Origin of the sequence: Paractinoplanes rishiriensis (assembly GCF_016862375.1) — a bacterium.
GTDB lineage: Bacteria > Actinomycetota > Actinomycetes > Mycobacteriales > Micromonosporaceae > Actinoplanes > Actinoplanes rishiriensis.
Genome location: NZ_BOMV01000119.1, coordinates 1 through 26577, shown reverse-complemented (window position 1 = coordinate 26577; position 26577 = coordinate 1). Strand labels below are relative to the sequence as shown.

The following is a 26577-nucleotide window of genomic DNA, read 5'->3' as shown; positions in this document are numbered from 1 at the left end:
GTTGTGGCACCACGGAGAACCCCTGGTCGTCACCACGGCCGGACCGGTGTCCCGGCCCATCCCGGCTGCTGTCCCGAAGACCGCGGATCCGGTCCAGCCACCGGGACGTGCGCCCGCCCGCCGCCCGAACCTGCTCACGTGAGCCCTCGGACGCCGTAGTACGCATCCCTCATGAGTCGCTGCATGTCGTCGAGCATCGGCATGCGCGGGTTGGCCGGGGCACATTGATCCTCGTACGCGTTGAGCGCCTGCTGCGGCAGCACGGCCAGGAACTCCCGCTCGTCCACGGCGAGGGCCGCGAACGACGGCTCGATGCCGACCGCGTCGCGCAGCCGTTCCACCGCGGCGGCCAGCGACTCGACGCCGTCCGCGGCGGTGGCCGCCGGCAGGCCCAGCATCCGGGCGATCTCGGCGAACCGCTCCGGCGCCCGGTAGTCCTCGTACTTGGGCCAGCCGGACAGCTTCGCCGGGGTGGTGCCGTTGTAGCGGATCACGTGCGGCAGCAGCACGGCGTTGGTGCGCCCGTGGGCGATGTGGAAGGTGGCGCCGAGGGTGTGCGACATGGCGTGCACGATGCCGAGGAAGGCGCTGCCGAAGGCCATGCCGGCGATGGTTCCGGCGTTGTGCATGTGTTCGCGGGCCTCGGCGTCGCCGGCCACCACCGAACGTTGCAGGTTCGCGAAGATCAGCCGGATCGCGTGCAGGGCCAAGCCGTCGGTGAAGTCGCTGGCATAGACGGACACGTACGTCTCGATCGCGTGGGTGAGGGCGTCGAACCCGCTGTCGGCCGCGATGACCCGGGGCAGGCTGGCGGTCAGCTCCGGGTCGACGACCGCGACGGTCGGGGTGAGCGCGTAGTCGGCCAGCGGGTACTTCTTGCCGGTGCGATGGTCGGTGATGACCGCGAACGGTGTCACCTCCGCGCCGGTGCCAGAGGTCGTCGGGATGCACACCAACTGGGCCAGGTCACCGAGGGGCGGGAACGCGAACGCCCGCTTGCGGATGTCGAAGAACTTCTCCCGCATGTCCTCGAAGTCGATCTCGGGGTGTTCGTACTTCAGCCACATCACCTTGGCGGCGTCCATGGCGGAGCCGCCGCCGAGCGCGATGATCGTGTCGGGCCGGAACGAGCGCATCAGGGCCGCGCCGCGGTCCACCGTGGTGATCCGTGGCTCGGGCTCCACGTCGTCGATGATCTGCAGCGCGACCTTCTCGCCGCGGCTCTGCAGCACCCGGTTGACCCGGTCGACGAAGCCCAGCCGGGTCATCGTCTCGTCGGTCACCACGGTGACCCGCCGCACGTCCGGCATGTCGGCGAGATAGCGGATCGCGTGCGGCTCGAAGTAGATCTTCGAGGGCACCTTGAACCACTGCAGGTTGTTGGTACGGCGGCCGATCCGCTTCACGTTGATCAGGTGCGCGGCCGAGACGTTGTTCGAGACGGCGTTGCGGCCGTAGCTGCCGCACCCGAGAGTGAGCGACGGCATGAAGCTGTTGTAGATGTCACCGATGCCACCCTGCGAGGCCGGCGAGTTCCAGATGACTCGTACGGCCTTCATCCGCAGGCCGTATTCCTGAACCAGTGCGGCGTCCTCGGTGTGGATGACCGCGCTGTGACCCAGGCCGTTGAACTCGACCATCTGGGCGGCGAGCCGCAGCCCTTCGTCGCGAGATCCGGCGCGGAGCACGGCCAGGACCGGCGCCAGCTTCTCCCGGGTGAGCGGCTCCCCGGGGCCGACCGCGGCCACCTCGGCCAGAATCACCGACGTCTGCGGCGGCACGGTGAACCCGGCTTGCTCGGCGATCCACGCCGCCGGCTGCCCCACCACGTCCGGATTGAGCCGCGCCCCGTCGCAGCCGGCGCCGTCCGCGTGCGTGCCGAAGACGAATTCCTCCAGCCGGCGCTTCTCGTCGGCCGAGGCGACGTACGCGTGCAGTTCACGGAACTCGGCGATCGCCCGGTCATAGATCTCGTCGTCCAGGATCACCGCCTGCTCGGAGGCACAGATCATCCCGTTGTCGAAGGACTTCGACAACACGATGTCATGGACCGCCCGGCGCAGCTTCGCACTCTTTTCCACGTACGCGGGAACGTTGCCCGCGCCGACGCCGAGCGCAGGCTTCCCGGCCGAGTAGGCCGCGCGCACCATTCCGTTGCCGCCGGTCGCCAGGATCGTGGCCACCTCCGGGTGATGCATCAGCGCGGACGTGGCCTCGACCGACGGCTGCTCGATCCATTGGATGCAGTGCCGGGGAGCACCGGCCGCCACCGCGGCGTCACGCACCACACGCGCGGCGGCGGCACTGCACCGCTGCGCCGCCGGATGGAACGCGAAGACGATGGGGTTGCGGGTCTTGAGCGCCAGCAGGGCCTTGAAAATCGTGGTGGACGTAGGGTTCGTGACCGGCGTGACACCGGCGACCACTCCGACCGGATCGGCGATCTCGACAATCCCGCTGATCTCGTCCTCGCTGATCACCCCGACGGTGCGCAGCTTCGCCATGCTGTGCGTGACGTGCTCGCAGGCGAAGATGTTCTTCACCGCCTTGTCCTCGAAGACACCCCGGCCGGTCTCCTCGACCGCGAGCCGGGCCAGCGAGGCATGCTGGTCGAGCGCCGCCACCGACGCCTTCTTGACGATCCGGTCGATCCGCTCCTGGTCGTAGGAGTCGTAGTCGGCGAGCGCCTTCATCGCGTCCTCGACCAGAGCGTCCACCATGCCGGTCAGTTCCGGGGCAATCAGTTCCGGGGCAACCATCATTCACTCCTCGGCCGCACAACGTTTCCGCCTTCGACGCTAGGCAGAGACGGCCGGCGATCTCAGGCCCCTAAGTCCCCGGCGGACGGGCCGAAAGTCCCGGGTGGAGCGGGCGATTCTTCGCCCCTCACGTGAGCACACATGGTGTGACGTAGCAGGAGGCTGCGCGGGTCGTCGACAACACTCAGGTTCAAATTCCGCACCGTCACGGGGCGACCGTCGCGGTCGGCTTCGCTGACCGCCTCGCGCAGCGCGAACAGGCTCACCGCGGCCAGCCGATCGACGTGCGCGAGGTCGATCACGATCGGTCCCCGGCGGCGCAGCTCCCGGGCAGCGTGAAAGCCGTCCAGCAACAGCGGGCAGCGTGCGGCGTCGATGGTTCCGCGCACCGACATAACCGTGGTGTTGCGCTTGACCGTGAAATTGAGCGTCATATCAGCCATGGATCGAATCCCGTCAGCCGTGTACGTGATTCTGTCGCCCGGTCGAGCCGGCTACCAGGGACCTTCGTCCCGTCCCGAAGGTGGACCCGGTCGGGACGAACTCAGCGGAAACCGTCGCCGGGCCGGGCCGGCCGCAGCAGGGGCAGCCGCAGCGTGACGGTCACCCCCTCGCCCTGGGGAGAGTCGATCGCCACGACGCCGCCGTGAGCGGTCACCAGTTCCCGTACGACGGCCAGTCCGATGCCGGTGCCACCGATCCGCGCCGCGTCCCGGCCCCGCCACAGGCGGTCGAAGGCGTACGGCAGTTCGGCAGCCGGAATGCCGGGGCCGGTATCGACGACCTTCAGCACCGCCGCATCACGCTCGGCGTGGACGCCGACATGAACCCGGTCACCGGACCGGCAGTAGCGAGCAGAGTTCGCGAGCAGGTTGGACACGGCTTGGTGCAGCCGATCCGGGTCACCCAGCACCGGCACGGACGCATCGAGGGCAGTGGTGACCGCAAGCCCAGCCGCCTCCAGCCGGGGCCGCTGAGCCGCGACGGCGGCCATCGCGACCGCGGCCAGGTCGGTTTCGGCCGGATGCAGTGACAGGGCGACGGACTCCGCCGCGGACAGCTCGGCCAGGTCCTGCACGATCCGGCCCAGTCGTAACGCCTGATCGTGCAGCGCGGCCAGGCGGGCCGCATCGGGGGTTTGCAGGCCGTCGCGCAGCTCCTCCAGACCGGCCTGGAGGCCCGCGAGCGGGGTCCGCAACTCGTGCGCCACGTCCGCGGCCAGCCTGCGCCGGACGGTCTCGGCGCGGACCACCTCGTCAGCCATGGTGTCGAATGCCTGTGCGACGTCGCCGAGCTCGCCCGGGGCGTGCAGGCGGGCACGTGCGGTGTGCTCGCCGCCGGCAAACCGGCGGGCGGTTGCCGCCAGCTCCACCAGCGGCCGGGACACGCGGCGTGAGACGTACGCGCCGACACTGAGCGCGGCCACAGTGGCGGCGACGGCTGCTCCCGCGACCCAGGACCAGGCCACCGTACGCCCCTGCGGCGCTCCCGCGGAGAACGTCAGCCTGACGTCACCAACCTGCCGCCCCGCGACCACAACTGCCTTTTCGACGGTCGCGCCGGCAGTGACGGCGTCGTGCATGGAGCCCATGCTCGGTCCCCGGCCGCGGCCGGGCCACACCATGACGCCGTCGACGTTGTGCACCACGAGCCGCGCTCCGGCCGCCTCGGCCAGTGCGGAAGCGGGGGCGAGGTCGGCACCGGTCCAACCGTCTGCTTGCTGGTATGCGGTCTGTACCGCCGCGGCCACCTGCGCGGCGGCCCGCTGGTGGTCCTGCTGCGCGGCGGTGGCCAGTCCACGATCGGTAGCGATCAGAGCGGCCACCGTGAGCACCACCACCGACGAGAGCGCAACCAGCAGGAACGCGGCGAGCAGCCGCCGGGCCAGCGGACCGGTCAGCCGGGGACGGTCACCGGTCACGTGCCCACCCGAGCCGGTAACCGACGCCGAGCACCGTCTCGACGATCCGCCCCGCCTCGGGCCCGAGCTTGTGGCGCAGATTCTTCACGTGCGAGTCCACCGTGCGTTCGTAGCCGGGGAACTCGTACCCGCGCACCTGGTTGATCAGCTCGTACCGGGAGTACACCCGGCCCGGCGTGGCCGCCAGCGTGGTGAGCACCCCCCACTCGGTCGGTGTCAGCTCCACGGGTGCTCCGTCGAGTTGTGCTTCGTGGCGGACCTCGTCCAGCCGTAGCCGGCCGGCCCCGAACGTGACCGGGGCGTCCGCGGCACCGGGGACACCGCGGGTGCGGTGCAGCACCGCCTCGACACGCAGGACCAGTTCGGTCGGCGAAAAGGGCTTGGTCACGTAGTCGTCGGCGCCCCGCCGCAACCCATCGATACGATCGTCCACATGGCTGCGGGCGGTCAGCACCACCACCGGCACCGCGCGGCCGCCGGCCTGGGCGGCTGCCAGGACCTCCCGCCCGTCTATGTCCGGCAAGCCGAGATCCAGTACGACGAGCGCCACTCCCCCGCCGGCGAGCAAGCCGATGGCCTCGGCGCCGGACCCGGTCGTGTGCACCAGGTGGCCGGCCCGCTGAAGATATCGGCGAACCAGTTCGCGCAACTCACGGTCGTCCTCCACGACCAGGACCGAACCCGGCACGGCCCCACCCTTGCCGGTCACCGGTGTGGCCGAAAGGGCCGAAGGACCCGAAGCCGCCGGGACCACAGGTCCTCGGTCGCTCCCTCGACGACGAGATGCGCCGCTTCTCGACCGCCTCGATGACGGCCAGAGTTCCGTGGCGCAGGATGGCCACCATGTCTGCGACGGCCTCGACCTCGTAGAGGTTGTGTGACGACAGGAAGACCGTCTGTCCGTCCTGCCGGGCCTCACGCACCAAGGACAGGAAATCGCGCTGCACTAGCGGATCGAGGCCCGCCGTCGGTCCGTCGAGGATCAGCGCCTCGGGCCGTGCATGAAAGCCTGCACGATGCCGACCTTCTGCCGGGTGCCGTGCGACATCGCCCCGATGCGCAGGCCCAGGTCGAGGTCGAGCCGGTCGGCCAGCGCACGCACCTGGCTTTGCTCGACGCCACCGCGGAGATGCCCGAGGCATGCAAGATAGGTGGCCGCAGTGAGGTCGGGGTAACCGACGAAGTCGCCGGGCAGTATCCGATGAGCCGCTGCGCCCGCTCTCGTTGCCGCACGACGTCGTGCCCGCCGATCTCGGCGCGTCCGGCGGTCGGCCGCAACAGCCCGGCCAGCAACCTGATGGTGGTGCTCTTGCCGGCAGCGTTGGGACCGAGATATCCGAAGACCACGTAGGTCTGACGAGAACGGGAGGTGCGCCATGAACACCGCCATCCAGACCTGGTCGCTGACCAAACGCTATCGTGGGAACCGATGGCGGTTTCCCTCGGGCAGGGCCGACCGGTCCGTACTGACGGGTCCACCGGCCGGGCGGCGGCCGCGGTTCCCGCCGTCGTCCTGATCGCCCTGACGCCCGCCGCCGGGACCATCGGCCCTGGCCGGCCGGAGGGTCCGGGTTGAGACTGGCGCGGTGAGCTGCGGTCGCCCACCAGCGAAGGAGGCCACGTTGACGTCTTCCCTGACGGTGTTCGACCATCTCGTGCTGCACCCCTTCGCGGCGGACCTGCCCGGCGCCTGGCTGCGCGGGCTGGCCGCCTGCGCGCGACCCGCGACCTGGCCGGTGGACACCCGGTTGGCCCGGGAGGGCAGCCCCGCCGATCAGTTCTGGTTGCTGGAGAGCGGGACCGTCGAGCTGGATTTCCATGTTCCCGGCCACGGTGACGTGCCGTTCCAGCGCCTCGGCGCGGGCCGCCTGCTCGGCTGGTCCTGGCTGGTTCCGCCGTACCGGTGGGTCTGCGGCGCCCGGGTCCTGCAACAGTGCGGCGCGATCGAGCTGCGGGCCACCGCCGTACGCGAGCTCGCCGCGGCGGATCCGGAATTCGGGGTGGCGCTGACCACCCGCGTGCTGACCGGCGCCGTGCACCAGCTGCAGACCGCGCGGCAGCGCGTCGCCGAACGGCACGGAAGGTGAACGGGATGCGTCGTGTCTGCACTCTTCTGTCGATCGCCCTGCCGGTGACCATCGCCGCCTGCGGGGCCGGCGCGGGCACGGTGGACGGCCCGCGGGTGCTGGTGCTCATCCGGTAACCCGGGCAGCAGCACCTCGTCGAGCGGCCGCCGTCGCGTCGAGCCGGTGACCTTGCCGTAACCAGCCCGCAGCGCCAGCTGCACCGACAGTCCGGCGGCCGCATCGAGCAGCATCCGGCGCGCCCAGGGCACTTCCAGCGACTGGCTCATCGGAGTCGTCGCCAGGCCCGCCAGGTGGCGGTGAGCAGGACCCGCTGCAGCGCCTGACCGGCCCGGATCCAGTCCGGCCACTGGTCGCCGGCGGTGGCCAGCACCAGGACGTCGGCGAACCGCTCGAGCGTGGGTTCGTAGCGCGCCGCGCCGTCGGCCCAGCGCGCCAGCCCCTCCCGATGGCCCGGATGGTCCCGCAGCCAGCGGTTCGGCCGGCTCCGCCGGAAGTCCCGCTCCCGGCCGGTGATCGGGTTCCCGGCCGCGCGCGGCTCAGGCGGCGGCCGGGCCGTTCTCCGGTGGCACGGTCAGGGGATGACGTTCCTCGTCCCGTGCGGCGATCCGCTCGACGGCGCGCCGATACTGGACCGGGCTGATCGTGCCCGCGACGAGCTGGGCGACGAGCACGCCTTCCAGGCTCTCCGGTTTCCGGACCGGCTCGCCGTCTGGCCTCTTCGCCGCCTTGCCGGTCCCCGCTGTGGCGTGCGCGTCGTCGATCCCCGCACTCGGAAACGCCCAGGCGGCGAGCACCGAGACCAGGATTATGGCCGCTACGGCGGCGATCAGATAGAACATCGCCAACACCTCCCGCACCACAGATTCGTCTAGGTGTCCGGATGATCAGCAGGGTCCGGGGTCCCGTCCGGCCGGGCTGAAGTGCCCGCCGCGGCGTCGCCCGCCATCGGTCCGCAGCCCTTCGGCCCGTCCTGCCGGACATCCCGGACCGTTGACCTGGTCGCGACGGTGCCGAGGGGACAGTGGCGTGCCCGGACGGCCCTGCCGTCAGGGCCGGAGAGCCCTGACGGCGACGAGCCGGCCGGAACGACGCTCGACTCGTCCGGCCGACGTGGTGCGCGCTCGGCCCAGGGGCGAAGGGGGCTGAGGATGAACGAGAAGCAGCCGCGCCGTGGCGGAAACCCCGCCGGCGGCGGGAACGTGGTCTACGGGCTGGGACTCATCGGAGCGCTGGTCTATTACCTTGGGGCGGCCGACGGCTTCTGGGTTGGTTTGTTGGGTGTGCTCAAGGCCATCGTCTGGCCTGCCTTCCTGGTGTACGAGCTCCTGCGCTCCGTAGCCGGCTGACAGCACGCCATTCCGGCGGCGCCGGCCGGGACGCTCACCACGCCCGAAGACAACGCCTCATCGAGAATCGTGCTGACGTCGTGGTCGGTGGTCAGGCTGAAGTCGTCGTAGAACGCGCCGACCGCGCCGAAGGGCTCGGGACACAGCAGGCACACCACCTCGTCGGCGACCTCTGACATAACTCGCACTGCTTCCGGCGCACCGACGGGCACGGCGAGCACCACCCGCGCGGCACCCTGCGAGCGCGCAATCTGGCAGGCGACCCGCGCGGTCGATCCGGTAGCGATGCCATCGTCGACCACCAGCGCCGTCCGCCCGGACAAATCCACCGGCGGCCGGTCGCCGCGCAGAGCCTGCAGCCGCCGCCGTACCTCGACCCGGGCGTGGGCCTGCGCGGTTCTCAGGTCCTCCGGCTTGATCCCGGCGAGCCGTACGACTCCGGTGCTGACCACCCCGGCGCCGGCCTCGCCGACCGCGCCCATCGCGAGTTCCGGCTGCCAGGGCACGCCCACCTTGCGCACCACGATGACGTCCAGCGGTGCCCGCAGCGCCCGGGCGACTTCGGCAGCCACCGGGACGCCGCCCCGGGGCAGGCCCAGCACCACCACCTCGTCGCCGCGGAAATTGGTCAACGCCGCCGCGAGTCGACGACCGGCGTCAATCCGATCGTGGAACACCATCACAACCTCCCGGGGGCTCGCCGTCCGCTGTCGACGGAGTACGGCCCAGCTTCCATGGCACACCACCGACGGCAGGTTTCCCAGGGCCGATCGACCCTGCGAGGGTGTTCGCGACGCTGCCGTTGCTGTTCAGCCCGCTGCCCGATGAACCCTTCGCGGTGCGGGCCGGGCGTCCGGGACTCGCTGCTGCGCATCCTCGCGCCGGCCTGACCGCTGGGGCCTCAGGCCAGGGACAGGAACAGCTTTTCGAGCTGTGCCACGTCAACGGACGGCTCCTTGCCGTCCTGTTCGGCAGTCACGCATTGCCGCAGCCCGGTTGCGATGATTTTGAAACCGGCTCGGTCCAGCGCCTTGGACACCGCGGCCAGCTGGGTCACCACGTCAGCGCAGTCGCGCCCGGCCTCCAGCATGGCGATGATGCCGCGGATCTGCCCCTCGGCACGGCGCAGCCGCTTGATGACGTCGGTGAGAGCGTCACCCTCGATCTCCATGCCACCTCCCCGAAGAGCCCCAGCATACCCCGCGGGGTAAGGACGACGACCTCGTCGGCACCTGCGGCAGACATGAGGACCCGCTACGGGACCTTCGGCCCTGAATTCGCCATCTCGTCCAGTGATACGACAGGGTCAAATCGTGCAGACGGGAGGGGGCCGCCATGAAACGTGCCCCAGTATGGTTCCTCACCGCCGCGGCGATGTCCGTCGCAGGCGTGTCCGTTGCCACTGACAGCGCCGCCGCTGCCGGAACGGCCCAGCCCGTTGCCGGCCCCGGCCCGATCGCCGCCGTCCAGGTCGCCGAGACCGATCACATCCTCAGCGTGTTCGGTGCCGGCCCGTACCGGTTCGGTGCGAGCCTGACCCGGCTCACCGCCGCCGGATTGGTGTACCCGACCACCGTCGATCCGGGTGGCCGGGCCGTGGCGACTACGGCCGGCGACTGGGACGGCGAACTTCTGCTGACGTTCGAACATCACCGCCTGATCGTGATCGACACTGCCGCTGGATCGGTGCGCACGCTCGCCGGCGCGCGGGTGGGCATGACATTCGACGAGGTCGACCGGCTCTACTGCCGCCTCGGCACGTTCGTGACCGACGAGTCCGGACGACAGGCGTACGTCGTGCGCGTCGGGCCGATGGCTCTGCGCTTCGGCGATCACCCGATTCGGGACGGGGTGGGCTCCATCACCGTGGGCCCGGCGGCCTTGGTCTGATAGGTCAATCCAGATCGCCGGGGACTCCGGTCAGGTGACCGGAGTCCCCCGCGGTTGCTTCGGGGTCAGATGAACAGCAGCTGGGCGCCGTCGGTCTTCTCGATGAAGTCGGCGGCGTTGATGATGCCCTCCACGCCCTCGTATAGGTCGCCCTCGGTCAGGTGCATCATCTCCGCGGACATCCGGCACGCCCACAGGTGCCCGCCGGACGCGACGATCTGGTCCAGGAACTCGGGAACCTCGGGCACACCGACCTCGGCGATCTGCTTCTTCATCTGGTGGGTGGCCATCGAGGTCATCCCGGGCAGGCCGCCCAGACCCTGCGGCAGGTGCGTGGCGGTGTTGCCGAGCATGGTGAACTGCAGCCGGTCCATCCGCGACTTCGTGATCATGTCGAAGCCCCAGAACGTGAAGAACAGGTGGGTCTCGACGCCCTCACCGAGGGCGGCGTTGGCGAGCACCAGGCCGGGGTACGCCATATCGAGGTTGCCCTTGGAGCAGATGATGGCGAGCTTGCGGCCGGTGGCCTCGTCGTCACCGAAATCCGGTACCAGCGACGGCACGACTTCCGTGGTCATGGCGATGTCCCTTCAGACGCAGCCGTGCGGCTTGGGCAGTCCGGCGATGTAGGCCATCTTCTTGGCGGGCTTCTTGGGAAAGAGCTTGAACAGATCCTTGGTGGGTATCCCGCCGACCGCCGAGACCCGGCGCAGGGTGGCTGTCTCCCCTTGTGCGGCGTAGTCCTCGCGCAGGAAGCTCAGGGCCTTCCAGTGCGCGTCGGTCAGGTCGATGCCGATCTGCGCCGCGAGCCGCTCAGCGAGTTCCGGGTCCCATTCGTCGTACGCGGTCAGGAAACCCTCGTCGTCGACGTGCAGAGCGCGGCCGGCAATCTTCGTGACAGGCATGGCTGCGTCAGTCCTTCCCTGCGGGTAGGTGTTTGCCGGCCATCGACATGTGTGCCGGCAACGGGATCGGGCGCCCGGGCAGCAACAGGTTCCAGTACATCCACCGGAACGCGAGCTTGCCCCAGTGATTGACAGGTGCCTCCGTGAGCAGGCGGAACGGCCCCACGGCCGGCAACGGATAGGTGCCGGGCAGAGGCTCGGTGTCGTAGTTGAAATCGATGAGCAGCGCCTTGCCACCGCCGGACTCGACGAAGCAGTTGGCGTGCCCGTCGAAACTGCCGGTCATCGGCCGGCCGTCGATGTGCTCCAGGAAGTTGCCGGTGAACACCTCGGCAGCGAAATGCGCCACCGATCCCGCCTTCGAGGTCGGGAGATCAGCGGCATCGCCGAGGGCGAAGATGTTGCCGTACGCCTTGGACCGGAACGTGTGCCGGTCGACCGGCACGAGATTCAACTCGTTGCCCAGCCCCGACCTGGCGACAAAGTCGGCGCCCATGTTCAGCGGCACCGTCACCAGCAGGTCGAACGGGATCTCGCGCTCGTCGTACGAGATCAGGCTTTTGCCCTTGATCTGCTCGACCAGGAAGTCCGGCTCCACCGCGATCTTCCGCTCGTCGAGCATGGTGCCAAGCCGGGCCGAAGCGACCGGCTTGGTGAACGCTCCCGGCAGCGGCGTGGCGTAGACGAGTTCCACCCGGTCACGCCGGCCGCGCTGCCGGAAGTAGTCGTCCACGAGGAACGCGAACTCCAGCGGCGCGACCGGGCACTTGATCGGCATGTCGGTGATGTGCACGACGAGCCGGCCGCCGTCGAAGCGGTCCAGGGCATCGGCCAGCGCGACAGCACCGTCGTACGTGTAGAAGTCGAAGATGGTCTTGCGCCATTGCCCGCCGTCGAGCATGCCGGGTGTCTGATCCGGCCGCGGGGTGACCCCGGTGGCGATCACCAGGTAGTCGTACGGCAACGTCCGGCCGTCGCACAGCCGGACCTCGCCGTCTGCCGGGACCACCCGGTCGACCTCACCCCGGATCAGCTCGACACCGCCCGCAATGAGTGACCTGGTGGGCTTGACGACCTGCCGCGGTGCGTATGCACCGAACGGCAGGAACAGGTATCCCGGCTGATAGAAGTGCTGGTCGCCGGGCTCTACGACGGTGATCCGCCAGTTGGCACTGGGCAACCGGCGGCGCAGCTTGTTGACCACCATGGTGCCGGCCGTGCCGGCGCCCAGGACGAGCAGACGCCGCATCAGGTCCACCTCCTCCGTCGATCCGCTATACCCCCTAGGGTATTCTCGCTCGTCCGGGCGTCGTAGGGCCGAAGGCCCTGTCAGACAGCCGAAACTGCGGCCGGAGCGGCGGTTCGCTCGGCACGTTCCTTGATGCCCAGGAGCATCCGGCGCTCCATGATCAGGCTGCCCGGCTCCATCACGAGCCGGTTCACCAGCCGGCTGGTCCAGGTGTCCGGCGCCGTGATCCGATTCCGGCTCACCAGGCGGGTGCCGTCTCCGTCCGGTAGCAGCTGGAAGAGCCAGACCCAGTTCCCGTCCTCGGACTGGAACGCCAGTGCGCGCTCCCGATCGCACATCGCGACCCGCAGCGCGGCTCCGGTCCGGCCCAGCGGCAGCAGGTCCCCGACGGCCAGGTGCTGGAACTCGGGCAGGATCTCGTCCGCGCTGTGCATGTCGAGACCGAAGAGGTTCTCGATCCAGTCGTAGGTGTAGGCGCCGCCCCGGCCGCTGCCCATCTGCACCAGCCACGGCCAGATCGCCGCGGGCGGCGCGGCGATCGAGACGGCGCGGGTGGACACCAGGCCGGGACGGTTGAGCAGCTCGTCGCCGGGCATCCGGGCGGTCACCTCGTCGGAGGTGCTGCCCCAGGTCAGATACCACCGGCGGGCGGGGCCGGACAGGGCCGCGGCCACCGCCAGGCCGGCTCCGAACGGCAACCAGAGCCTCATCGCGACACCACGACCTTCAGCGCGCCGGTCCCGGCCGGGTCGGCGAAGACGTCGTACGCCTGCTCGAAGTCGGCCATCCCGAACCGGTGCGTGACCATGTGGCCGAGGTCGAGCTGGCCGGCGACGAGCATGTCGAGCAACTTCGGGGTGGTGTACGTGTCCACCAGCCCGGTGGTGATGGTGACGTTGCGGATCCACAGGCTTTCCAGGTGCAGCGTGGCGGGCTTGCCGTGCACGCCGATGTTGGCGACCCGGCCGCCGGGCCGCACCAGTTCGGTGCAGAGCTCGAAGGTCTGCGGGGTGCCGACGGCTTCGATCACCACGTCCGCGCCGAGGCCGCCGGTCAGGGCCTCGACCACGGTGCGCGGGTCGTCGGTGCCGGTCTGCACCAGGATGTCCGCGCCGAACATCTTCGCCGAGTCCAGGCGGCTCTGGGCCTTGTCGATCACGACGATGTGCGCCGGCGAGAACAGCCGGGCGGTCACCACCGCGGCCAGCCCGATCGGACCGGCGCCGACCACCACCACGGTGTCGCCGGGGCGGACCCGGCCGTTGAGGACGCCGACCTCGTACGAGGTGGGCAGGATATCGGCGAGCAGTACCGCCGACTCGTCGCTCACCTGGTCCGGCAGCCGGTAGGTGGACTGATCAGCGAACGGGATCCGGGCGTATTCGGACTGCACCCCGTCGACCAGGTGGCCGAGGATCCAGCCGCCACCGCCGCGACATTGCCCGTACGAGCTCTCCCGGCAGAAGCGGCAGATGCCGCACGCCGAGATGCACGACGCCAGCACACGGTCGCCGATCGCGAGACCGTTCACTCCCCCGCCGACCTCGACGACTGTGCCGACCGCCTCGTGCCCGAGCACCCGGCCGGCCTCGACCTCGGGAACATCGCCGCCGAGGATGTGCAGATCGGTGCCGCAGATGGTCACCGTGTCCACCCGGATGATCGCGTCGCGCGGGTCCTGGATCGCGGCATCCGGGATCTCCCGCCATGCCCGCACGCCTGCCCCGCCGTACACCAGCCCTTTCATGGCTTTTCCTCTCTCGCGTTTCGATACCCCCACGCTGGTCCGGTGGTGGCCCGGCCAGTAGGGACCTCCGGCCCTACTGGGCAGGCCCGTTGCCGGATTACCAACGAGGGAGGAAACCGACGCGAGCGAGGGTGAGGACCGATGTCCGGCTATGTGTACGACTTCATCGAGGGCAACAAGGACCTCAAGGACCTGCTCGGCGGCAAGGGCGCCAACCTCGCCGAGATGACCCGGATGGGCCTGCCGGTGCCACCGGATTCACCATCACCACCGAGGCCTGCCGCGCGTACCTGCGCAGTGGCTCGATGCCCAAGGGTCTGTTCGCCGAGATCGAGCATCACCTGCGGCTGGTGCAGACCCGGATCGGCAAGACGCTCGGCGACGCCGACGATCCGCTGCTGCTGTCGGTGCGCTCGGGCGGCAAGTTCTCGATGCCCGGCATGATGGAGACCTACGCGGCCTGAGCCCGGCCGAGGCGGGTCAGGGCCGGTTGCCCGTGCGGTCAGCCCACCGGCGGCTGCTCCTCACAACCTGTGCCGAACCGCGTCCGGGTCGTCATCCGAGGCTGTCGCCCCGGTACCGGTGGGCTTCACCTCCATCGAAGCTCCCCGGCTACGGCCGATCCAGGGCCGTTGGCCCCGCATTCGCCGCCATCTGCCCAGGCCCGGGCGGTCCCGGCCGCAATACGGCGGCGCCGTGCACGGGCCACCGCACGACCCGGTCCGCTCAGGACCATCGGCCCTGTGCCGGCTCGGGCCCGTAACGTGTGCTGGAGGCGAGGAGGTCACCATGCTCCGATTCGCGTACACCGTCACCCGCGCCGGCCGGCCGGCGCACGATGGATTCTCCGGCACCGATGTCCTCCGGCGACCGCCGGGATATCTCGACCACGAGCAGCGTACGCAACTGACCGCCGTCGCCGACCGGCTCCGGTTGGCGCACCACCTGTCCCTGGCGCTGGCCGGCATGCACCCCGTCCTGCCCGCCGAGGCCAAGGCGGTACAGGCCCACGAGGTGGCGGCGGTCGGTCGGCTGGTCGCCCGCTACGGGCTGACCGACCCGAACGCCGGGCAGCGACGCGGGCGGTTCACCCGCCGTGAGACCCAGGCCGAATACGACCGCCTGCTCGCCCACGGCGAAAGCAGTCCGGACGGCGCGGTCGCGGCCGCCGAGGAAGCCCTGCGGCAACTACGTGCCACCGTGGACGTGGCGGTCGCCCGCGTGCACGCGCCGGACGTCCGCCATGCCTACCGCCAGCTGAACGGAACGATCGGGCAACGACTTCGCTCGTTGCGCGAGCGGGGCCAGCGAACTGCGAGCGGATAGGCTACCGATCCACGCCGGAAACTTACCGCGGTGGCGTGGTGCCGAGAAGTGCGCGCAGGCCGGGTACGCGGCCGGAAAGGTGTGCGACGCCGAACGAGAGCGCGACCCCCAGCACCGCGACGATTCCGAACTTGAGGAACGGGGAGAGATCCGGCCAGGTCGTCGCGCCCTGGATCGGCACGAGCAGGTAGACGTGCAGGATGTACGCCACGTAACTGGTCACCGCCATCGCCGACACCAGGCGCAGCGGCCGGTGCACCAGGTCCCGGATGAGCAGCGGCAGGCCGACCGCGAGACCGACGCCGATCAGCCCTTCCAGGGTGCTGCGCACCAACGACTGCCAGCCGGCTCCACCGTCCGCGGTCGCGTTGAACCGCCAGGCGTCCGGCGCCAGCATCTGGATCGCGGTCATGGCCACCGAGGCGGCTACTCCCACGGCCAGCCACCACCTGCCGAGTGCGGGCGACATGGTGGACAACCAATGACCGCGGTTGGCCATCGCCCCCAAGACGAACAGGCTCACGTAGTGCGGCAGGTGCGCCGGCTCGGCCGGTATGAGCCCCAGCAAGGGTACCCAGTCATCGACGGGGAACCGGAAACGGAGGATCCAGGTGACCCCGATGAGCGCGACGGCGTACGCGGCGATGGCCCGGTGCCCGGGTGCCGCCCACGCTCGGCGGGGGTTGCCTGCCAGCCGTCGCCAGACGACGTAGGCCGCCGTATAGAGCAGCAGGTGCGCCACGAACCACAGGTGCAGATAGAGCGGCCGCCACGCGTCGGCATACAGCCCGCCGACGAAATCGCCGATCGAGCCGGGTCCCTGATCCGCCCAGGCGAATGGCAGATTCACCGCGACGGCGAATACCAGCAGGGGTACGCCGAGGCGGTACCACCGGCCAACCAGGAACCGGCGGGGTCCCTTACGGTCGCAGGCCGGCACGACTAGATATCCGGCCAGCAGGAACAGCAGGCCCAGCCCGATCGCCGAGTTCACCGTGTAGAACGGGCGGAACCAGTCACTCTGGGCGGTGTCGGTCACCGGCCACCCGCCGCCGGTCGGCCCGTACGGCTGCGCCGCGTGGTGCACGATCACCATGACGACAACGGCGACCCTGATCACGTCGAGGGTGATCAGCCGGCCCACCGGGGGGCCGGCGGCGGCGTGTTCCGGAAACGTCTGCGGGTTGGCCATGGCCGCTCATCCGCGGTCTGGTGACCGGAGTTCTCCTCCCTCATGGGCGTAACTCCGGCTGCGGACGCTCAGCAGAGGCGAAGGTCCCGAGGCCCTTCCGGGTGCAGTTGGGTGGCACTAGCCTGACGCCATGGCTGAGCGGTCCGACGCACGACCCGAGCTCCCGTCGCTCGGGCTCACTTCGCTCTCCCGGGTGCGTCTCGACGAACTCCTGCAGGAGATGCTCGACCGGGTCGGCGACGTGATGAACAGCCGGGAACGCCTGCGTGCCCTGCTCGACTCGGTGGTCGGCATCGGCACCGACCTCGACCTGCGCAGCACCCTGCAACGCATCGTCGAGTCGGCCTGCGCGCTGGTCGGCGCCCGCTACGGCGCGCTCGGCGTGATCGGAGCCGACCGCACCGAGCTGTCGGATTTCATCACCCACGGCCTCGACCCCGCCACCCACGCCCGGATCGGCGACCTGCCACACGGCCGCGGCGTCCTCGGCCTGCTGATCACCGACCCGCGCCCGGTACGCCTGCCGGACATCAACAAACACCCCAACTCGTACGGCTTCCCGCCGCACCACCCGCCCATGCACAGCTTCCTCGGCGTCCCGGTGCGCACCCGCGACCAGATCTTCGGCAACCTCTACCTGGCCGAGAAACAGGGCGCCGCCGAGTTCAGCGAGGACGACGAGGAAATCGTGGTGGCGCTCGCCGCGGCGGCCGGCGTCGCCATCGACAACGCCCGGCTCTACGCGCTGGCCCGCCGCCGGGAACGCTGGCTGGCCGCGGCCGCCGAGATCACCGGCGTGCTGCTCGGCACGGTCCGCCGCACCGAGGCGCTCCGGCTGATCGCCCGCCGGGCCCGCGAGCTCTCCGACGCCGAACTGGTCATGGTGCTGCTCTACGACACCGACAACGCCCGGCACACGATCGAGGTGGCCGACGGCACCGACCCGGCCTATGAGCTGCTGACGGGCGGGCTCATCCCGGTGGACAGCGCCGCCGCCGCCGAGTTCGGGCAGGAGAAATACCGGATGGTCGACAATCTGCGCGCCACCGCCGACTGGCCCGGTCCGGTGCCCGATGCCCCGGCGCTCGCCGCACCGCTGGCCGGCTCCGACACCCTGCACGGGGTTCTGATCGTCGTCCCACCCGCCGGGCAGATAACCGACGACGAGGACGCCGCGCTGTTGTCCAGCTTCGCCGGGCAGGCCGCGCTGGCCCTGGAACGCGCCCGGGCCCAGGACGAACGCCAGCAGCTCGCCGTCCTCGAGGACCGCGAACGCATCGCCCGCGACCTGCACGACGTCGTCATCCAACGACTGTTCGCCACCGGCATGCAACTGCAGGGCGCGGTACACCACGCCGGCCGGCCCGAGGCGGCCAAACGGATCAACGCGGCCGTCGACGACCTCGACGCCACCATCCGCGACATCCGCCGCTCCATCTTCGAACTGCGCGCCCCGGTCGGCCCGTCGCTGCGCACCGAACTGCGCGAGGCGGTCGACTCGGCGACCGAGTCGCTCGGCTTCCGGCCCACCCTCGACACCGCCGGGCCGGTGGACAGCGCCATCCCCGACGACCTGGTGCCCGAGTTGCTGGCGGTGCTGCGCGAGGCATTGTCGAACGTCGCCCGGCATGCCAAGGCGCAGCAGGTACGAGTGTCCATCCGGGTGGTCGACAACGAGGTGGTCCTCCAAATTGAGGACGACGGCATTGGCATGGATCCGGCGATGGCCCGCGGCGGCGTGGTCAATCTTGGCGAACGCGCACACGACCTGGGTGGCGCCTTCGAGGCCGGCCCGGGTCCCGGCGGCACCGGCACCGTCGTGACCTGGCGGGTGCCACTGTCCCGCTGACCCGCCACATCACCGGGCCGAACGCCCCCTCTTACCCGCCCCATGTGTACCTGCGACGGTCAGGGCGTATGACCCTGACGCCGGCGGCGCTGCCCGGCGATGCTTGTCCTGAGCCCACCGGATGCCGGATGCGGCACCCGGGCCGGAACGACTAGGACGGCCGGCGAGCCGCCAGACCCACCGTCGCCAAGACGGGCACCGGCCCGGGCACCGTGCAGCAGCCGGTGGGCTCACTCGTCCCTACCCGGAGGTACGTCATGCTCGCTCAGGTAGGCGACCGGATCGTCCTCGAGCCGAACCAGTTCGGCGACGCCCGCCGAAGCGGCATCGTCACCGCGGTGACCCACGCCGACGGCGGCCCGCCCTACGAGGTGCGCTGGCCCGACGAGGATCGCACCACGCTTATCTTTCCGGGCCTCGGAAGCCCGCATTACCCGGGCAGCCTGTGACGCCGCGCCATGATCGCCGCCTTCGTACCGGCCGCGATTGATGACGACGACCGTGCCGGCCATGTCCTGGCCGTCGCGAAGGCGGAGGCTGAGCGTCTGGGTCTACCGCACCGGCGAGCCGGTACCTCGTGGCGGACCGGCCAGCCTGGCCGGCCGATCAGCGATGAATGACCAACTCCCGCACCCGTTCGCTCACCGGGACCAGCGCCGCCTGTACCGGCGCACTCAGTCCGACACCGAATCCGAACTCCGCGCCGCAGACGACCAGGACGACGAGGCGGCGCGGTAGCCGGTCCAGCACCTCGCCCAGCCGTACCGCCGTGCCGAGTCCGGCGCCGTGCGTGCCTGCCGCCGCCGGCTCGGGAAGCACCGCCGTGCCGAGGTCGACCTCGAACCAGGTTCCGGCCGGACGCCCGGGGGCCCGCAGCGTGTCGACGACGACAGCCAGCTCGGCACCGCTCCACAGGTCGAGCATCCGGCTCGGTTCGCCGTCGCTGGTGAAGAGCTCCACGTCGGCCAGATCGGGGAGCGCGGTCAGGGCGGCGACCAGTCGCGGACCGACACCGTCGTCCCGCCGGTAGTCGTTGCCGACCCCGATCACGACCCGGCGACCGCCGGTCACCCCGGACTCCTCTCGACGGAAAGGTCGAGGAAGTGGGTGGCGCACGAGATGCACGGATCGTAGTTGCGGATGGCCTGCTCGCACTCCCCGGTGAGCTGGTCGTCGTCGAGGTCGAGCCGGGTACCGACGAACCGCATCAGATCGTCTTCGATCGCGGCCTGGTTCTGCGAGGTGGGCGGGACGATCCGCGCCGCGGTGACCAGGCCACCACTGTCGAGGTCGTAGCGGTGGAACAGCACGCCGCGAGGGGCCTCCGTGGCGCCGCGGCCGGTGCCGGCACGGACGGGCACGTCGAGGTACGGGCGTTTCGGTGGCTCGTACTCGTCGATCAGCCGGATCGCCTCCTCGACCGCGTACACCGTTTCGACGGCGCGCACCACGATGCTGCGGAACGGATTGCGGCAGACAGGGCCGAGGCCGGCCGCATCGGCTGCCTGGCGTGCGACCGATGACAGCAGGTTCCCGCTCAAGGCATAGCGTGCAAGCGGCCCGGTCAGGTAGCGGCCCCGACCGGCGAGCCGCGCGTGCAGGGCGGTGGAGTGCGCCACTTGCTCCTCGAGAATGTGCTGCTCGAATGCCCCGACCGGGAACCGGGCACCGGCCGTGGTGGCCACGACACCCGACTCGATCGCGTACCGGCCGGGCGTGACGAGAGCGAGAAGTTCGGGTGCGTGGGTGAAGTCGGGAAACTCGAACCCAGCGACCCACTCCACCGTCGCGGTCGCCTGGTCCATCGCCTCTCGCAGCCGCCGGCGCAACGGCGCGAGCTCGCGCGGTGTCGGCGCTCGGTAGAAACCACCCACCCGTACATTGATCGGATGGATGGCCCGGCCGCCCAGAAGCTCCACCAGGTCGTTACCCACCTTCTTGAGAGCCAACCCTCGCTCCACCAGGTGCCGGTGGTCCTTGGCCATCTCCAGGGCGCCGGGATAGCCGAGGAAGTCGGGCGCGTGCAGGAGATAGATGTGCAGGGTATGGCTTTCGATCCACTCGCCGCAGTACAGCAACCGGCGCAGCTCGCCGATGGGCCTGTCCACCGCTGTCCCGCAGGCGTCCTCAATCGCGGCGCAAGCGCTCATCTGGTATGCGACCGGGCATATCCCACAGATCCGGGCGGTGATGTCGGGTGGCTCGGTGTAGTGACGCCCGCGCAGGAATGCCTCGAAGAAGCGGGGCGGCTCGTAAATCTCCAGTCGGACGTCCTCGACCCGGTTGCCGCGCACCCGCACGTGCATCGCCCCTTCGCCCTCCACCCTGGCGAGCGAGCCGACGTCGAGGGTCCGGTCCGGTCGATGACTCATCGGCTCTCCCCAGGGTCGTCGTTTGCGGAGACCTGCGCCAGCTCGACGAACGCCGTGGCGTTGAACGTCCGGTAGGCCCGCTGCACGTCGTCGTCGGACATGCCGGTGCGCCGCAACAGGCCGGCCTCGGCGGCAGCGTTCGGCGCGACGACCGGCCCGAAACAGCCATAACATCCGCGCTGGAACGCCGGGCAGAGTGCACCGCAGCCGGCTCTTGTCACCGGCCCGAGGCACGGGGTGCCGTGCGCAACCACGACGCAGACATGGTGCCGCTGCTTACATTCGAAGCACACGCTGTGTGCCGGAACGTCGGGCTTGCGGCCCACCAGCAGAGCGCCGATCACCTCGAGCAGCTGCCGCCGGTCGACCGGGCAGCCGGCCAGCTCGTAGTCGACCGGTACGTGCGCCGCGATCGGGGTGGAGGTGGCCAGCGTGGCCACGTAGTCCGGCCGGGCGTAGACGACCGACGCGTACTCGGCGACGTCGGCGTAGTTGCGCAGGGCCTGCACACCGCCGGCGGTGGCGCACGCGCCGATCGTCACCAGCACGCGGGACAGCTGCCGCACCCGGTGGATGCGCTCGACATCGCCCGGGGTGGTGATGGAGCCCTCCACCAGCGACACGTCGAAGGGCCCGTCCTCCACCCGGCGGGTGGCCTCCAGGAAATGCGCGATGCGCACCCGCCCGGCCACCGCCAGCAGCTCGTCCTCGCAGTCGAGCAGGCTGAGCTGGCAACCGTCGCACGAGGCGAACTTCCACACCGCCAGTGTCGGCGCCTCGGTAGCAATCGTCATCACAACTCCCGCACCGTCAGCAGTGACTCCACATCGGCGTACCGGACGACCGGACCGTCCCGGCAGAGCAGCAGCGGACCGAGTTGGCAATGGCCGCACCAGCCCGCTCCGCACCGCATGGTGCGTTCCAGCGAGACCCGGACCGCGGTCGCCGGCACGCCCCGGGCAATGAGGGCACGGGCGACGGGTGGCATCATCGCCTCCGGCCCGCAGACGAACGCCACCGTCGCGGCCGGATCGACGCCGACCTCCGGAATCAGCGTCGTGACCAGACCGGTACGGCCTTTCCAGCCACCGTCCGGTCGGTCCACCACGACCTCGACCGGTACCGCAGCGGCCCAGCGGCGCAGGTCGTCGCGGTAGAGCAGGTCGGCCGGTGTGCGCGCGCCGGCCAGCACGGCCACCCTGCCGAACTCGGAGCGCCGGGCCAGGAGGACTTCGACCACCGGGCGCAGCGGCGCGAGACCGATGCCGCCGGCCACCACCACCACGTCGCCGCCGCGCGCCGATCCGACGTCCCAGTCGGTGCCGAACGGACCGCGCACGCCGACCACGTCGCCCCGGCGGCAGTCGTGCAGGGCCGCGGTCACGGCGCCCACCGAGCGGACCGTGTGGACCAGCCGGCCGCGGCCTTCGCCGCTCACCGAGATCGGCACTTCCCCGATCCCGTAAGCCGTGAGCATCGCGAACTGGCCGGGCTGGAACGGACGCAGCGGCGGCCCGGCGGGCATCAGGTCGAGAGTCACCGTGTCGGCGGTCTCCGCCCGGCGCCGAGTCACCCGGTATGGCACCGGAGTGGCAACACCTGCGGCGGCTGACGCGGGCAGCGAGTTCAGCACGGCTGCTCATCTCCCGGCCGGGAGCCGGCCAGTGCCGCCGCCTCGACGGTGATGTCGATGCCCGCCGGGCACCAGGCGATGCATCGGCCGCAGCCCACGCATCCCGATGAGTCGAACTGTTCGTGCCAGGTGCCGAGCTTGTGGGTGATCCATTGGCGGTACCGGGACGCCCCGCTGCGCCGGACGCTACCCCCGTGCATGTAGGAGTAGTCGAGGTCGAAACAGGAATCCCAGCGCCGCCAGCGCTCGGCGTGGTCGCCGGTGAGGTCGGTGACGTCCGCGGTGGTAGTGCAGAAGCAGGTGGGGCAGACCATCGTGCAGTTCGCACAGGTCAGGCAGCGGGCGGCTACGTCCGCCCAGTGCGGTGACTCGACGCTCGCGGCGAGCAGATCGGGCAGTGACCCGGACGGCATCGCACGGGTGATGGCGCGTTCCGCGCCGGCGACTGCCTCCTCGGCCTCGGCCAGAGTCGCCTCGGCGGCCGGCACGGCAGGAAGCGCCGCCAGCACGTCCGCGCCGGCCGGCGTGCCCGCGCGGATGACGAAACGGTGCCCGCCTTTGCCGAGCAGCTCGGTCATCGCCAGGTCGAATCCCTCGTGGGCACCGGGCCCACCTCCCATCGAGGTGCAGAAGCAGGTGGCAGCCGGTTCGGTGCAGTCGACGGCGACGACGAAGACGCCGGCACGTCGGCTCGTGTAGATCGGCTCGGGGTGTTCCCCACGGTTCAGCACGCGATCGAGCACCCCGATCGCGGCCAGGTCGCACGGGCGCACGCCGATCAGCGCGTATCGCGGTGGCTCGTCAGGCCCTCGGACGCCGGTGCCGTCCCGGTTGCTCGACCAGAGCCGGGCCCGCGGCGGGTGCAGGAAGTCCTTGACGGACTGTGGTCCGGCCGCGTGGGCGAAGGCCGCGGTGTCGGTGCGCTTGCGCAACCGGTACCGGCCGGCGTCGGCCTCCACGCCCCAGCCGTACGGCAGGTCGGTGGCCGATTCCAGCTCGGCCAGCATGATGGCGCCGTCGCGAACGGTTGGCCCCACGACGGTGTAGCCGCGCTCACGCAATTCGTCGAAGAGGCGCGGCAGGGCCGCGACGCCGAGCACGACTGGTGGGCCGAAGCGCACAGATTGAGTGAGCATCGCACCTCCTCGGGGCGTACCTCTGCATCCAGCCTAAAAGGACGCCGGTCGCGTCCGGTACGGCCGGCGCTCCCCTGTCCCGACCCCGCTCGGCCCTACCGCCGGGGTCTGCCGGCGGACTACAGTGCCGGGCCGCCTGCCGAACGGACGGCCGACCTTCCCGGTCGGTGAGGGCTTCCGGCCCTGCCCGAGGCGGCCACGCGCCGGTGTGCTGGGGAAAACCCTCTTGGGAGGTGTCATGAACCGCTATCCGCTGCGGGTCGAGGCACACCGCGACGAGAAGCTGAGCCGCTGGCTCTGGCTCGTCAAGTGGTTGCTGCTCGTCCCGCACTATCTCGCGCTGCTCGTGCTCTGGACCGGTGTGGTCGTGGTCACCGTGGTGGCCTACCTGGCAGTGCTGTTCACCGGCCGGTATCCGGCGTCGATCCGGGCGTACAACCTGGGTGTTCTGCGCTGGACCTGGCGGGTCGGCTACTACGGCTATCAGGCGCTCGGCACCGACCGGTACCCACCGTTCACGCTGGCCGACGTCCCGGACTACCCGGCCCGCCTGCACCTCGGCGCCGACGCACCACCGCCACGCTGGCTGCCACTGGTCGCCTGGCTGTTCGCGATCCCGCACCTGATCATCCTGGGCGCGCTCACGGCGGCGTACGACGGCGGGGACGGCCGTCTCGTCGTCCCGATCAGCGTGATGGGTGCCGCCCTGCTCGTGGCCGGCTTCGCCCTGCTGTTCACCGGGCGCTATCCGGGCGGGTTGCACGACCTGCTGGCCGGTATCGCCCGGTGGAACCTGCGGGTGGCCGCCTACCTGATGCTGCTCACCCCGCGGTACCCGCCGTTCCGCCTGGACCAGGGCGGCGCCGACCCCGATCCGGGGCCGGGCGACCCGCCCGCGACGGTCGCGCCCACGGCGGCCCGTGCCTCCGCGGCCGGCCCAGTCACCGCGCTGGTGGCGGGCGTCCTGCTACTCGCTCCGGCGGCCGGACTCGGCACCGGTGGTGCGGTCCTGCTCGCGCTGGAAGCCGGCCGCGACAGTACCGGCTACGTCACCAGCCCGGCGGTCCAGCTGACCACCTCCACCGCCGCGGTCACCGCGGAGCACCTCGCCGTCGTCGACGCGGACCTGTGGGCCCGCAACCTCGCCGACGTCGGCGGAGTCCGGATCGTCGCCAGCACGCGCGGCGACCGCGCCGTCTTCGTCGGCATCGCCGAGCAGCGCGCCGTCGACGAGTGGCTGGCCGGTACCGCGCACGACGAACTCGTCGGCCTCACCGCGGGCACCTCCGACTACCAGCGGGCCGCCGGTGGCCTGCGGGCCGTCGGTGACCCCGCCGACCAGCCGTTCTGGCTGGCCTCGGCAACCGGGACGAGCGAGGCCACGCTCCAATGGGACGCCCTCGACGGCGAGTACGCCGTGGTGGTCGCGAACGCCGACGGCTCGCCCGGGGTCTCGGCAACCGTCCGGGGCGCCATCCAGGTGCCCGACCTGTCCGCGCTCGGCGGCGGCCTGCTCGCCGCCAGCATCGTGTTCGCCCTGGTCGCGCTGGGCTTCATCCTGCTCGGCGGCGTGGGGCTGGGGCGCCGGCACAGCGGTCCGCCGCCCGGAGCCGGACCGACCGGATCGGCTCCCACTCCGCTGCCGCCCGTGGCGGTGGGTTCGTGAGCACGTACGACGACGGCCCGGCGCGATTTGTGCCGGGCCGTCATTTCGCCGCCGCCAGCCGGGCGAACGACCGGTGCAACGCGCCGGCCATGGCGTCCCGCTCGGGAACGAGGTCCGGATCGGTGATCATGCTGACCACGAGGTTTCCGGCGTAGGACAGTGCCGCAAAGGTGACGCCGACGTTGCCCGGGGTGGCCACCATCGGCACCAGTGCACCGATCCGGTGCCCGCCGATGTGCAGCGCCGAGGCCGGGCCCCGCACATTGGTCTCGAACGTGTGCACCAGGCGCTGATGCCGGATGAACATTGCGAAGAGTCCGGTGCGGTGCAGGGCTCGGAACGCCCAGCCCAGCGGTGCGGCCGAGGAGGCACGCACGGTCCGGCGCGTCGCCGCGGTGGCGGCGACGATCCCGGCGAGGCGGCCGGCGTCGTCGGTGACGGCCGGAACCACGATCGGGCGTACGCCGGTGTTGTTGCCGAGACTGCCCGCGTCGGCCGGGTCGCGGCCGGACACCGGTACCGACACCACCAGGTGCCCGGGCCACTCGCCGCGCGCGTGCAGACCGTCCAGCATGGCTCCGGTGACGGCCGCCAGCACGACGTCGTTGACCGTGCCGCCGTGCCGGTGCGCGACGGCGACGACATCGTCCAAGCCGGCGGTCACCCGAGCCAGTTCCCGGCGTCGTGAGGTCGGCCGCACCAGCGAGATACGTTCCGCCCGCCGCGGCACGCCCCGACCGATCCCCAGCTCGTGCAGGCCCGCCCAGCCGCGTCGCAGATCGCCGGGCAGCGCCCGGAGCGCGCGCCATTTCTCCCCGGTCGCATCGCCGGCCAGCTGCCAGACGGTCGGTGGCCGGCGCGGGAACGCCCGGACCGCGCCTGCGCCGGACCGCTCGTCGGCCAGGGCGGCCAGGATGGCCAGTCCACCGAGGCCGTCAGCCAGCACATGATGCAGGACGACGACCAGCGCGGCTCGCTCGCCGGAGGTCACCACGGTGGCCGACCACAGCGGCCAGTCCGCCGGCAGAGGACGACACAGCAGGCCGGTCGCGACGTCGAACAGGGAGCGGTCGCTATCCGGCGCCGGCCAATCCAGCCGGGTGAGGTGACGATCGATCGAGAAATCTGGGTCGTCCACCCAGATCGGGCGGCCGCACCCGATCGGCGTCCGGCGCAGCGTCTGGCGAAGCCGCGGGATGCCCGGTACGCGCTCGTGCAGCAACGCACGGACCTCGTCCGCGCCCGGCGGCGGTCCCTCGAAGATCACGACTGCACCGGTATGCATCGGCACCGAGTCGCGGTCGGTGACCAGCACCGTGAGGTCCATCGGGCCGGTCCGTTCGATCATGGCGGCGCTACTCGTCGACCTGGACGGCATCGCGGGCCTCCCGCCGGGGTGAGACCGGCAGCACCTCGTCGGAGTCGGCGTAGCCCAGGCGTACCACCAAAAACGGCTCACCCGGGTCCGGCAGCAGGCGGCGCAGCAGTTGCCGCGGCAA

The 26577-nt window shown here is 70.8% G+C and carries 26 protein-coding genes and 1 pseudogene; 7 read left to right on the top strand and 20 right to left on the bottom strand.

Going from position 1 to position 26577, the window contains the following annotated elements; translation table 11 throughout:
- Positions 1-134: 134 nt before the first annotated feature.
- From adhE to Ari01nite_RS47445, 5 genes are all read right to left on the bottom strand, one after another.
- Positions 135-2759 carry a bifunctional acetaldehyde-CoA/alcohol dehydrogenase gene (gene adhE / locus Ari01nite_RS47465; RefSeq protein ID WP_239163650.1) on the bottom strand — a complete coding sequence of 875 codons (2625 nt, stop codon included), beginning with the start codon at positions 2757-2759 and terminating at the stop codon, positions 135-137.
- A gap of 62 nt (positions 2760-2821) precedes the next feature.
- Positions 2822-3202: an STAS domain-containing protein gene (locus tag Ari01nite_RS47460; protein WP_203791105.1), complete on the bottom strand. Its 381-nt coding sequence runs from the start codon at positions 3200-3202 to the stop codon at positions 2822-2824.
- A gap of 101 nt (positions 3203-3303) precedes the next feature.
- Positions 3304-4680: a sensor histidine kinase gene (locus Ari01nite_RS47455; RefSeq protein ID WP_203791104.1), complete on the bottom strand. Its 1377-nt coding sequence runs from the start codon at positions 4678-4680 to the stop codon at positions 3304-3306.
- Positions 4670-5368, bottom strand: coding sequence for a response regulator transcription factor (locus tag Ari01nite_RS47450; protein WP_203791103.1), 699 nt, complete (start codon positions 5366-5368; stop codon positions 4670-4672). Before Ari01nite_RS47450 ends, Ari01nite_RS47455 begins: the two co-directional genes overlap by 11 nt.
- Before the next feature lie 227 nt (positions 5369-5595).
- Positions 5596-6225, bottom strand: a complete 630-nt coding sequence (locus Ari01nite_RS47445; RefSeq protein WP_203791102.1) for an ATP-binding cassette domain-containing protein — start codon at positions 6223-6225, stop codon at positions 5596-5598.
- A gap of 77 nt (positions 6226-6302) precedes the next feature.
- Between Ari01nite_RS47445 and Ari01nite_RS47440 the strand changes: the two genes are divergently transcribed.
- Positions 6303-6767, top strand: a complete 465-nt coding sequence (locus Ari01nite_RS47440) for a Crp/Fnr family transcriptional regulator (RefSeq protein WP_239163649.1) — start codon at positions 6303-6305, stop codon at positions 6765-6767.
- Positions 6768-7303: 536 nt separating this feature from the next.
- Here Ari01nite_RS47440 and Ari01nite_RS47435 read toward each other — a convergent pair.
- From Ari01nite_RS47435 to Ari01nite_RS47425, 3 genes are all read right to left on the bottom strand, one after another.
- The gene (locus tag Ari01nite_RS47435; protein WP_203791100.1) at positions 7304-7606 is read right to left on the bottom strand and encodes a hypothetical protein; all 303 of its coding nucleotides are present in this window, start codon (positions 7604-7606) and stop codon (positions 7304-7306) included.
- 398 nt (positions 7607-8004) lie between these two features.
- Positions 8005-8793, bottom strand: coding sequence for a phosphoribosyltransferase (locus Ari01nite_RS47430; RefSeq protein ID WP_239163648.1), 789 nt, complete (start codon positions 8791-8793; stop codon positions 8005-8007).
- A gap of 221 nt (positions 8794-9014) precedes the next feature.
- Positions 9015-9284, bottom strand: a complete 270-nt coding sequence (locus Ari01nite_RS47425; RefSeq protein ID WP_203791096.1) for a metal-sensitive transcriptional regulator — start codon at positions 9282-9284, stop codon at positions 9015-9017.
- A gap of 218 nt (positions 9285-9502) precedes the next feature.
- On the opposite strand from Ari01nite_RS47425, the gene Ari01nite_RS47420 reads away from it, so the two are divergent.
- The gene (locus Ari01nite_RS47420) at positions 9503-10003 is read left to right on the top strand and encodes a hypothetical protein (protein ID WP_203791095.1); all 501 of its coding nucleotides are present in this window, start codon (positions 9503-9505) and stop codon (positions 10001-10003) included.
- 65 nt (positions 10004-10068) lie between these two features.
- Here the strand turns inward: Ari01nite_RS47420 and Ari01nite_RS47415 are convergent, their stop codons facing one another.
- The 5 genes from Ari01nite_RS47415 to Ari01nite_RS47395 form a co-directional block, all read right to left on the bottom strand.
- Positions 10069-10581: a DsrE/DsrF/DrsH-like family protein gene (locus tag Ari01nite_RS47415; protein ID WP_203791094.1), complete on the bottom strand. Its 513-nt coding sequence runs from the start codon at positions 10579-10581 to the stop codon at positions 10069-10071.
- Positions 10582-10593: 12 nt separating this feature from the next.
- On the bottom strand, positions 10594-10908 hold the full coding sequence (locus Ari01nite_RS47410) for a TusE/DsrC/DsvC family sulfur relay protein (RefSeq protein ID WP_203791093.1): 315 nt from the start codon (positions 10906-10908) through the stop codon (positions 10594-10596).
- A gap of 7 nt (positions 10909-10915) precedes the next feature.
- On the bottom strand, positions 10916-12157 hold the full coding sequence (gene sqr / locus Ari01nite_RS47405) for a type III sulfide quinone reductase, selenoprotein subtype (protein ID WP_203791092.1): 1242 nt from the start codon (positions 12155-12157) through the stop codon (positions 10916-10918).
- Positions 12158-12237: 80 nt separating this feature from the next.
- On the bottom strand, positions 12238-12867 hold the full coding sequence (locus Ari01nite_RS47400; protein ID WP_203791091.1) for an SRPBCC family protein: 630 nt from the start codon (positions 12865-12867) through the stop codon (positions 12238-12240).
- Entirely contained in the window at positions 12864-13904 is a 1041-nt protein-coding gene (locus tag Ari01nite_RS47395; RefSeq protein ID WP_203791090.1) for an alcohol dehydrogenase catalytic domain-containing protein, read from the bottom strand. Before Ari01nite_RS47395 ends, Ari01nite_RS47400 begins: the two co-directional genes overlap by 4 nt.
- Before the next feature lie 141 nt (positions 13905-14045).
- Between Ari01nite_RS47395 and Ari01nite_RS47390 the strand changes: the two are divergent.
- Both Ari01nite_RS47390 and Ari01nite_RS47385 read left to right on the top strand, forming a co-directional pair.
- Positions 14046-14356: pseudogene (locus Ari01nite_RS47390) on the top strand (PEP/pyruvate-binding domain-containing protein); the annotation flags it as partial.
- 337 nt (positions 14357-14693) lie between these two features.
- Positions 14694-15230, top strand: coding sequence for a DUF2202 domain-containing protein (locus tag Ari01nite_RS47385; protein WP_203791088.1), 537 nt, complete (start codon positions 14694-14696; stop codon positions 15228-15230).
- Positions 15231-15252: 22 nt separating this feature from the next.
- Here the strand turns inward: Ari01nite_RS47385 and Ari01nite_RS47380 are convergent, their stop codons facing one another.
- A complete protein-coding gene (locus Ari01nite_RS47380) occupies positions 15253-16422 on the bottom strand; it encodes an acyltransferase family protein (RefSeq protein ID WP_203791086.1) in 1170 nt (389 codons plus the stop codon).
- Positions 16423-16552: 130 nt separating this feature from the next.
- Between Ari01nite_RS47380 and Ari01nite_RS47375 the strand changes: the two genes are divergently transcribed.
- Together Ari01nite_RS47375 and Ari01nite_RS47370 are read left to right on the top strand one after the other, a co-directional pair.
- A complete protein-coding gene (locus Ari01nite_RS47375) occupies positions 16553-18271 on the top strand; it encodes a GAF domain-containing sensor histidine kinase (protein ID WP_239163647.1) in 1719 nt (572 codons plus the stop codon).
- A 257-nt stretch (positions 18272-18528) separates the two neighbouring features.
- Positions 18529-18720, top strand: a complete 192-nt coding sequence (locus tag Ari01nite_RS47370) for a DUF1918 domain-containing protein (protein WP_203791084.1) — start codon at positions 18529-18531, stop codon at positions 18718-18720.
- Positions 18721-18877: 157 nt separating this feature from the next.
- Here the strand turns inward: Ari01nite_RS47370 and Ari01nite_RS47365 are convergent, their stop codons facing one another.
- The 5 genes from Ari01nite_RS47365 to Ari01nite_RS47345 are packed head-to-tail and all read right to left on the bottom strand — an operon-like array spanning position 18878 to position 23412.
- A complete protein-coding gene (locus Ari01nite_RS47365; protein WP_203791083.1) occupies positions 18878-19342 on the bottom strand; it encodes a hydrogenase maturation protease in 465 nt (154 codons plus the stop codon).
- Positions 19339-20643 (bottom strand): Ni/Fe hydrogenase subunit alpha, encoded by a 1305-nt coding sequence (locus Ari01nite_RS47360; protein WP_203791082.1) that lies wholly within the window; start codon positions 20641-20643, stop codon positions 19339-19341. The genes Ari01nite_RS47365 and Ari01nite_RS47360 overlap by 4 nt, the downstream gene beginning before the upstream one ends.
- The gene (locus Ari01nite_RS47355; RefSeq protein ID WP_203791081.1) at positions 20640-21437 is read right to left on the bottom strand and encodes an NADH-quinone oxidoreductase subunit B family protein; all 798 of its coding nucleotides are present in this window, start codon (positions 21435-21437) and stop codon (positions 20640-20642) included. The genes Ari01nite_RS47360 and Ari01nite_RS47355 overlap by 4 nt, the downstream gene beginning before the upstream one ends.
- Positions 21437-22216, bottom strand: a complete 780-nt coding sequence (locus Ari01nite_RS47350) for an FAD/NAD(P)-binding protein (RefSeq protein WP_239163646.1) — start codon at positions 22214-22216, stop codon at positions 21437-21439. The genes Ari01nite_RS47355 and Ari01nite_RS47350 overlap by 1 nt, the downstream gene beginning before the upstream one ends.
- Before the next feature lie 53 nt (positions 22217-22269).
- Entirely contained in the window at positions 22270-23412 is a 1143-nt protein-coding gene (locus tag Ari01nite_RS47345) for a 4Fe-4S dicluster domain-containing protein (protein ID WP_203791080.1), read from the bottom strand.
- 238 nt (positions 23413-23650) lie between these two features.
- Here Ari01nite_RS47345 and Ari01nite_RS47340 point away from each other — a divergent pair, with 238 nt between their 5' ends.
- Positions 23651-25078, top strand: coding sequence for a DUF4389 domain-containing protein (locus Ari01nite_RS47340; RefSeq protein WP_203791079.1), 1428 nt, complete (start codon positions 23651-23653; stop codon positions 25076-25078).
- A gap of 40 nt (positions 25079-25118) precedes the next feature.
- On the opposite strand, the gene Ari01nite_RS47335 is transcribed toward Ari01nite_RS47340, so the two are convergent.
- On the bottom strand, positions 25119-26426 hold the full coding sequence (locus Ari01nite_RS47335) for a wax ester/triacylglycerol synthase domain-containing protein (protein ID WP_203791078.1): 1308 nt from the start codon (positions 26424-26426) through the stop codon (positions 25119-25121).
- Positions 26427-26577 lie beyond the last annotated feature (151 nt).

What these genes read in the sequence shown, in the direction of transcription:
- Ari01nite_RS47435 (WP_203791100.1), bottom strand. Translation starts at nt 7,606, where the DNA reads ATGTTCTATCTGATCGCCGCCGTAGCGGCCATAATCCTGGTCTCGGTG.
- Ari01nite_RS47335 (WP_203791078.1), bottom strand. Translation starts at nt 26,426, where the DNA reads ATGATCGAACGGACCGGCCCGATGGACCTCACGGTGCTGGTCACCGAC.
- adhE (WP_239163650.1), bottom strand. Translation starts at nt 2,759, where the DNA reads ATGGTTGCCCCGGAACTGATTGCCCCGGAACTGACCGGCATGGTGGAC.
- Ari01nite_RS47430 (WP_239163648.1), bottom strand. Translation starts at nt 8,793, where the DNA reads ATGGTGTTCCACGATCGGATTGACGCCGGTCGTCGACTCGCGGCGGCG.
- Ari01nite_RS47345 (WP_203791080.1), bottom strand. Translation starts at nt 23,412, where the DNA reads ATGCTCACTCAATCTGTGCGCTTCGGCCCACCAGTCGTGCTCGGCGTC.
- Ari01nite_RS47370 (WP_203791084.1), top strand. Translation starts at nt 18,529, where the DNA reads ATGCTCGCTCAGGTAGGCGACCGGATCGTCCTCGAGCCGAACCAGTTC.
- Ari01nite_RS47360 (WP_203791082.1), bottom strand. Translation starts at nt 20,643, where the DNA reads ATGAGTCATCGACCGGACCGGACCCTCGACGTCGGCTCGCTCGCCAGG.
- Ari01nite_RS47410 (WP_203791093.1), bottom strand. Translation starts at nt 10,908, where the DNA reads ATGCCTGTCACGAAGATTGCCGGCCGCGCTCTGCACGTCGACGACGAG.
- Ari01nite_RS47460 (WP_203791105.1), bottom strand. Translation starts at nt 3,202, where the DNA reads ATGGCTGATATGACGCTCAATTTCACGGTCAAGCGCAACACCACGGTT.
- Ari01nite_RS47400 (WP_203791091.1), bottom strand. Translation starts at nt 12,867, where the DNA reads ATGAGGCTCTGGTTGCCGTTCGGAGCCGGCCTGGCGGTGGCCGCGGCC.
- Ari01nite_RS47355 (WP_203791081.1), bottom strand. Translation starts at nt 21,437, where the DNA reads ATGACGATTGCTACCGAGGCGCCGACACTGGCGGTGTGGAAGTTCGCC.
- Ari01nite_RS47380 (WP_203791086.1), bottom strand. Translation starts at nt 16,422, where the DNA reads ATGGCCAACCCGCAGACGTTTCCGGAACACGCCGCCGCCGGCCCCCCG.
- Ari01nite_RS47425 (WP_203791096.1), bottom strand. Translation starts at nt 9,284, where the DNA reads ATGGAGATCGAGGGTGACGCTCTCACCGACGTCATCAAGCGGCTGCGC.
- Ari01nite_RS47385 (WP_203791088.1), top strand. Translation starts at nt 14,694, where the DNA reads ATGCTCCGATTCGCGTACACCGTCACCCGCGCCGGCCGGCCGGCGCAC.
- Ari01nite_RS47340 (WP_203791079.1), top strand. Translation starts at nt 23,651, where the DNA reads ATGAACCGCTATCCGCTGCGGGTCGAGGCACACCGCGACGAGAAGCTG.
- Ari01nite_RS47395 (WP_203791090.1), bottom strand. Translation starts at nt 13,904, where the DNA reads ATGAAAGGGCTGGTGTACGGCGGGGCAGGCGTGCGGGCATGGCGGGAG.
- Ari01nite_RS47445 (WP_203791102.1), bottom strand. Translation starts at nt 6,225, where the DNA reads ATGGTCCCGGCGGCGGGCGTCAGGGCGATCAGGACGACGGCGGGAACC.
- Ari01nite_RS47375 (WP_239163647.1), top strand. Translation starts at nt 16,553, where the DNA reads ATGGCTGAGCGGTCCGACGCACGACCCGAGCTCCCGTCGCTCGGGCTC.
- Ari01nite_RS47415 (WP_203791094.1), bottom strand. Translation starts at nt 10,581, where the DNA reads ATGACCACGGAAGTCGTGCCGTCGCTGGTACCGGATTTCGGTGACGAC.
- sqr (WP_203791092.1), bottom strand. Translation starts at nt 12,157, where the DNA reads ATGCGGCGTCTGCTCGTCCTGGGCGCCGGCACGGCCGGCACCATGGTG.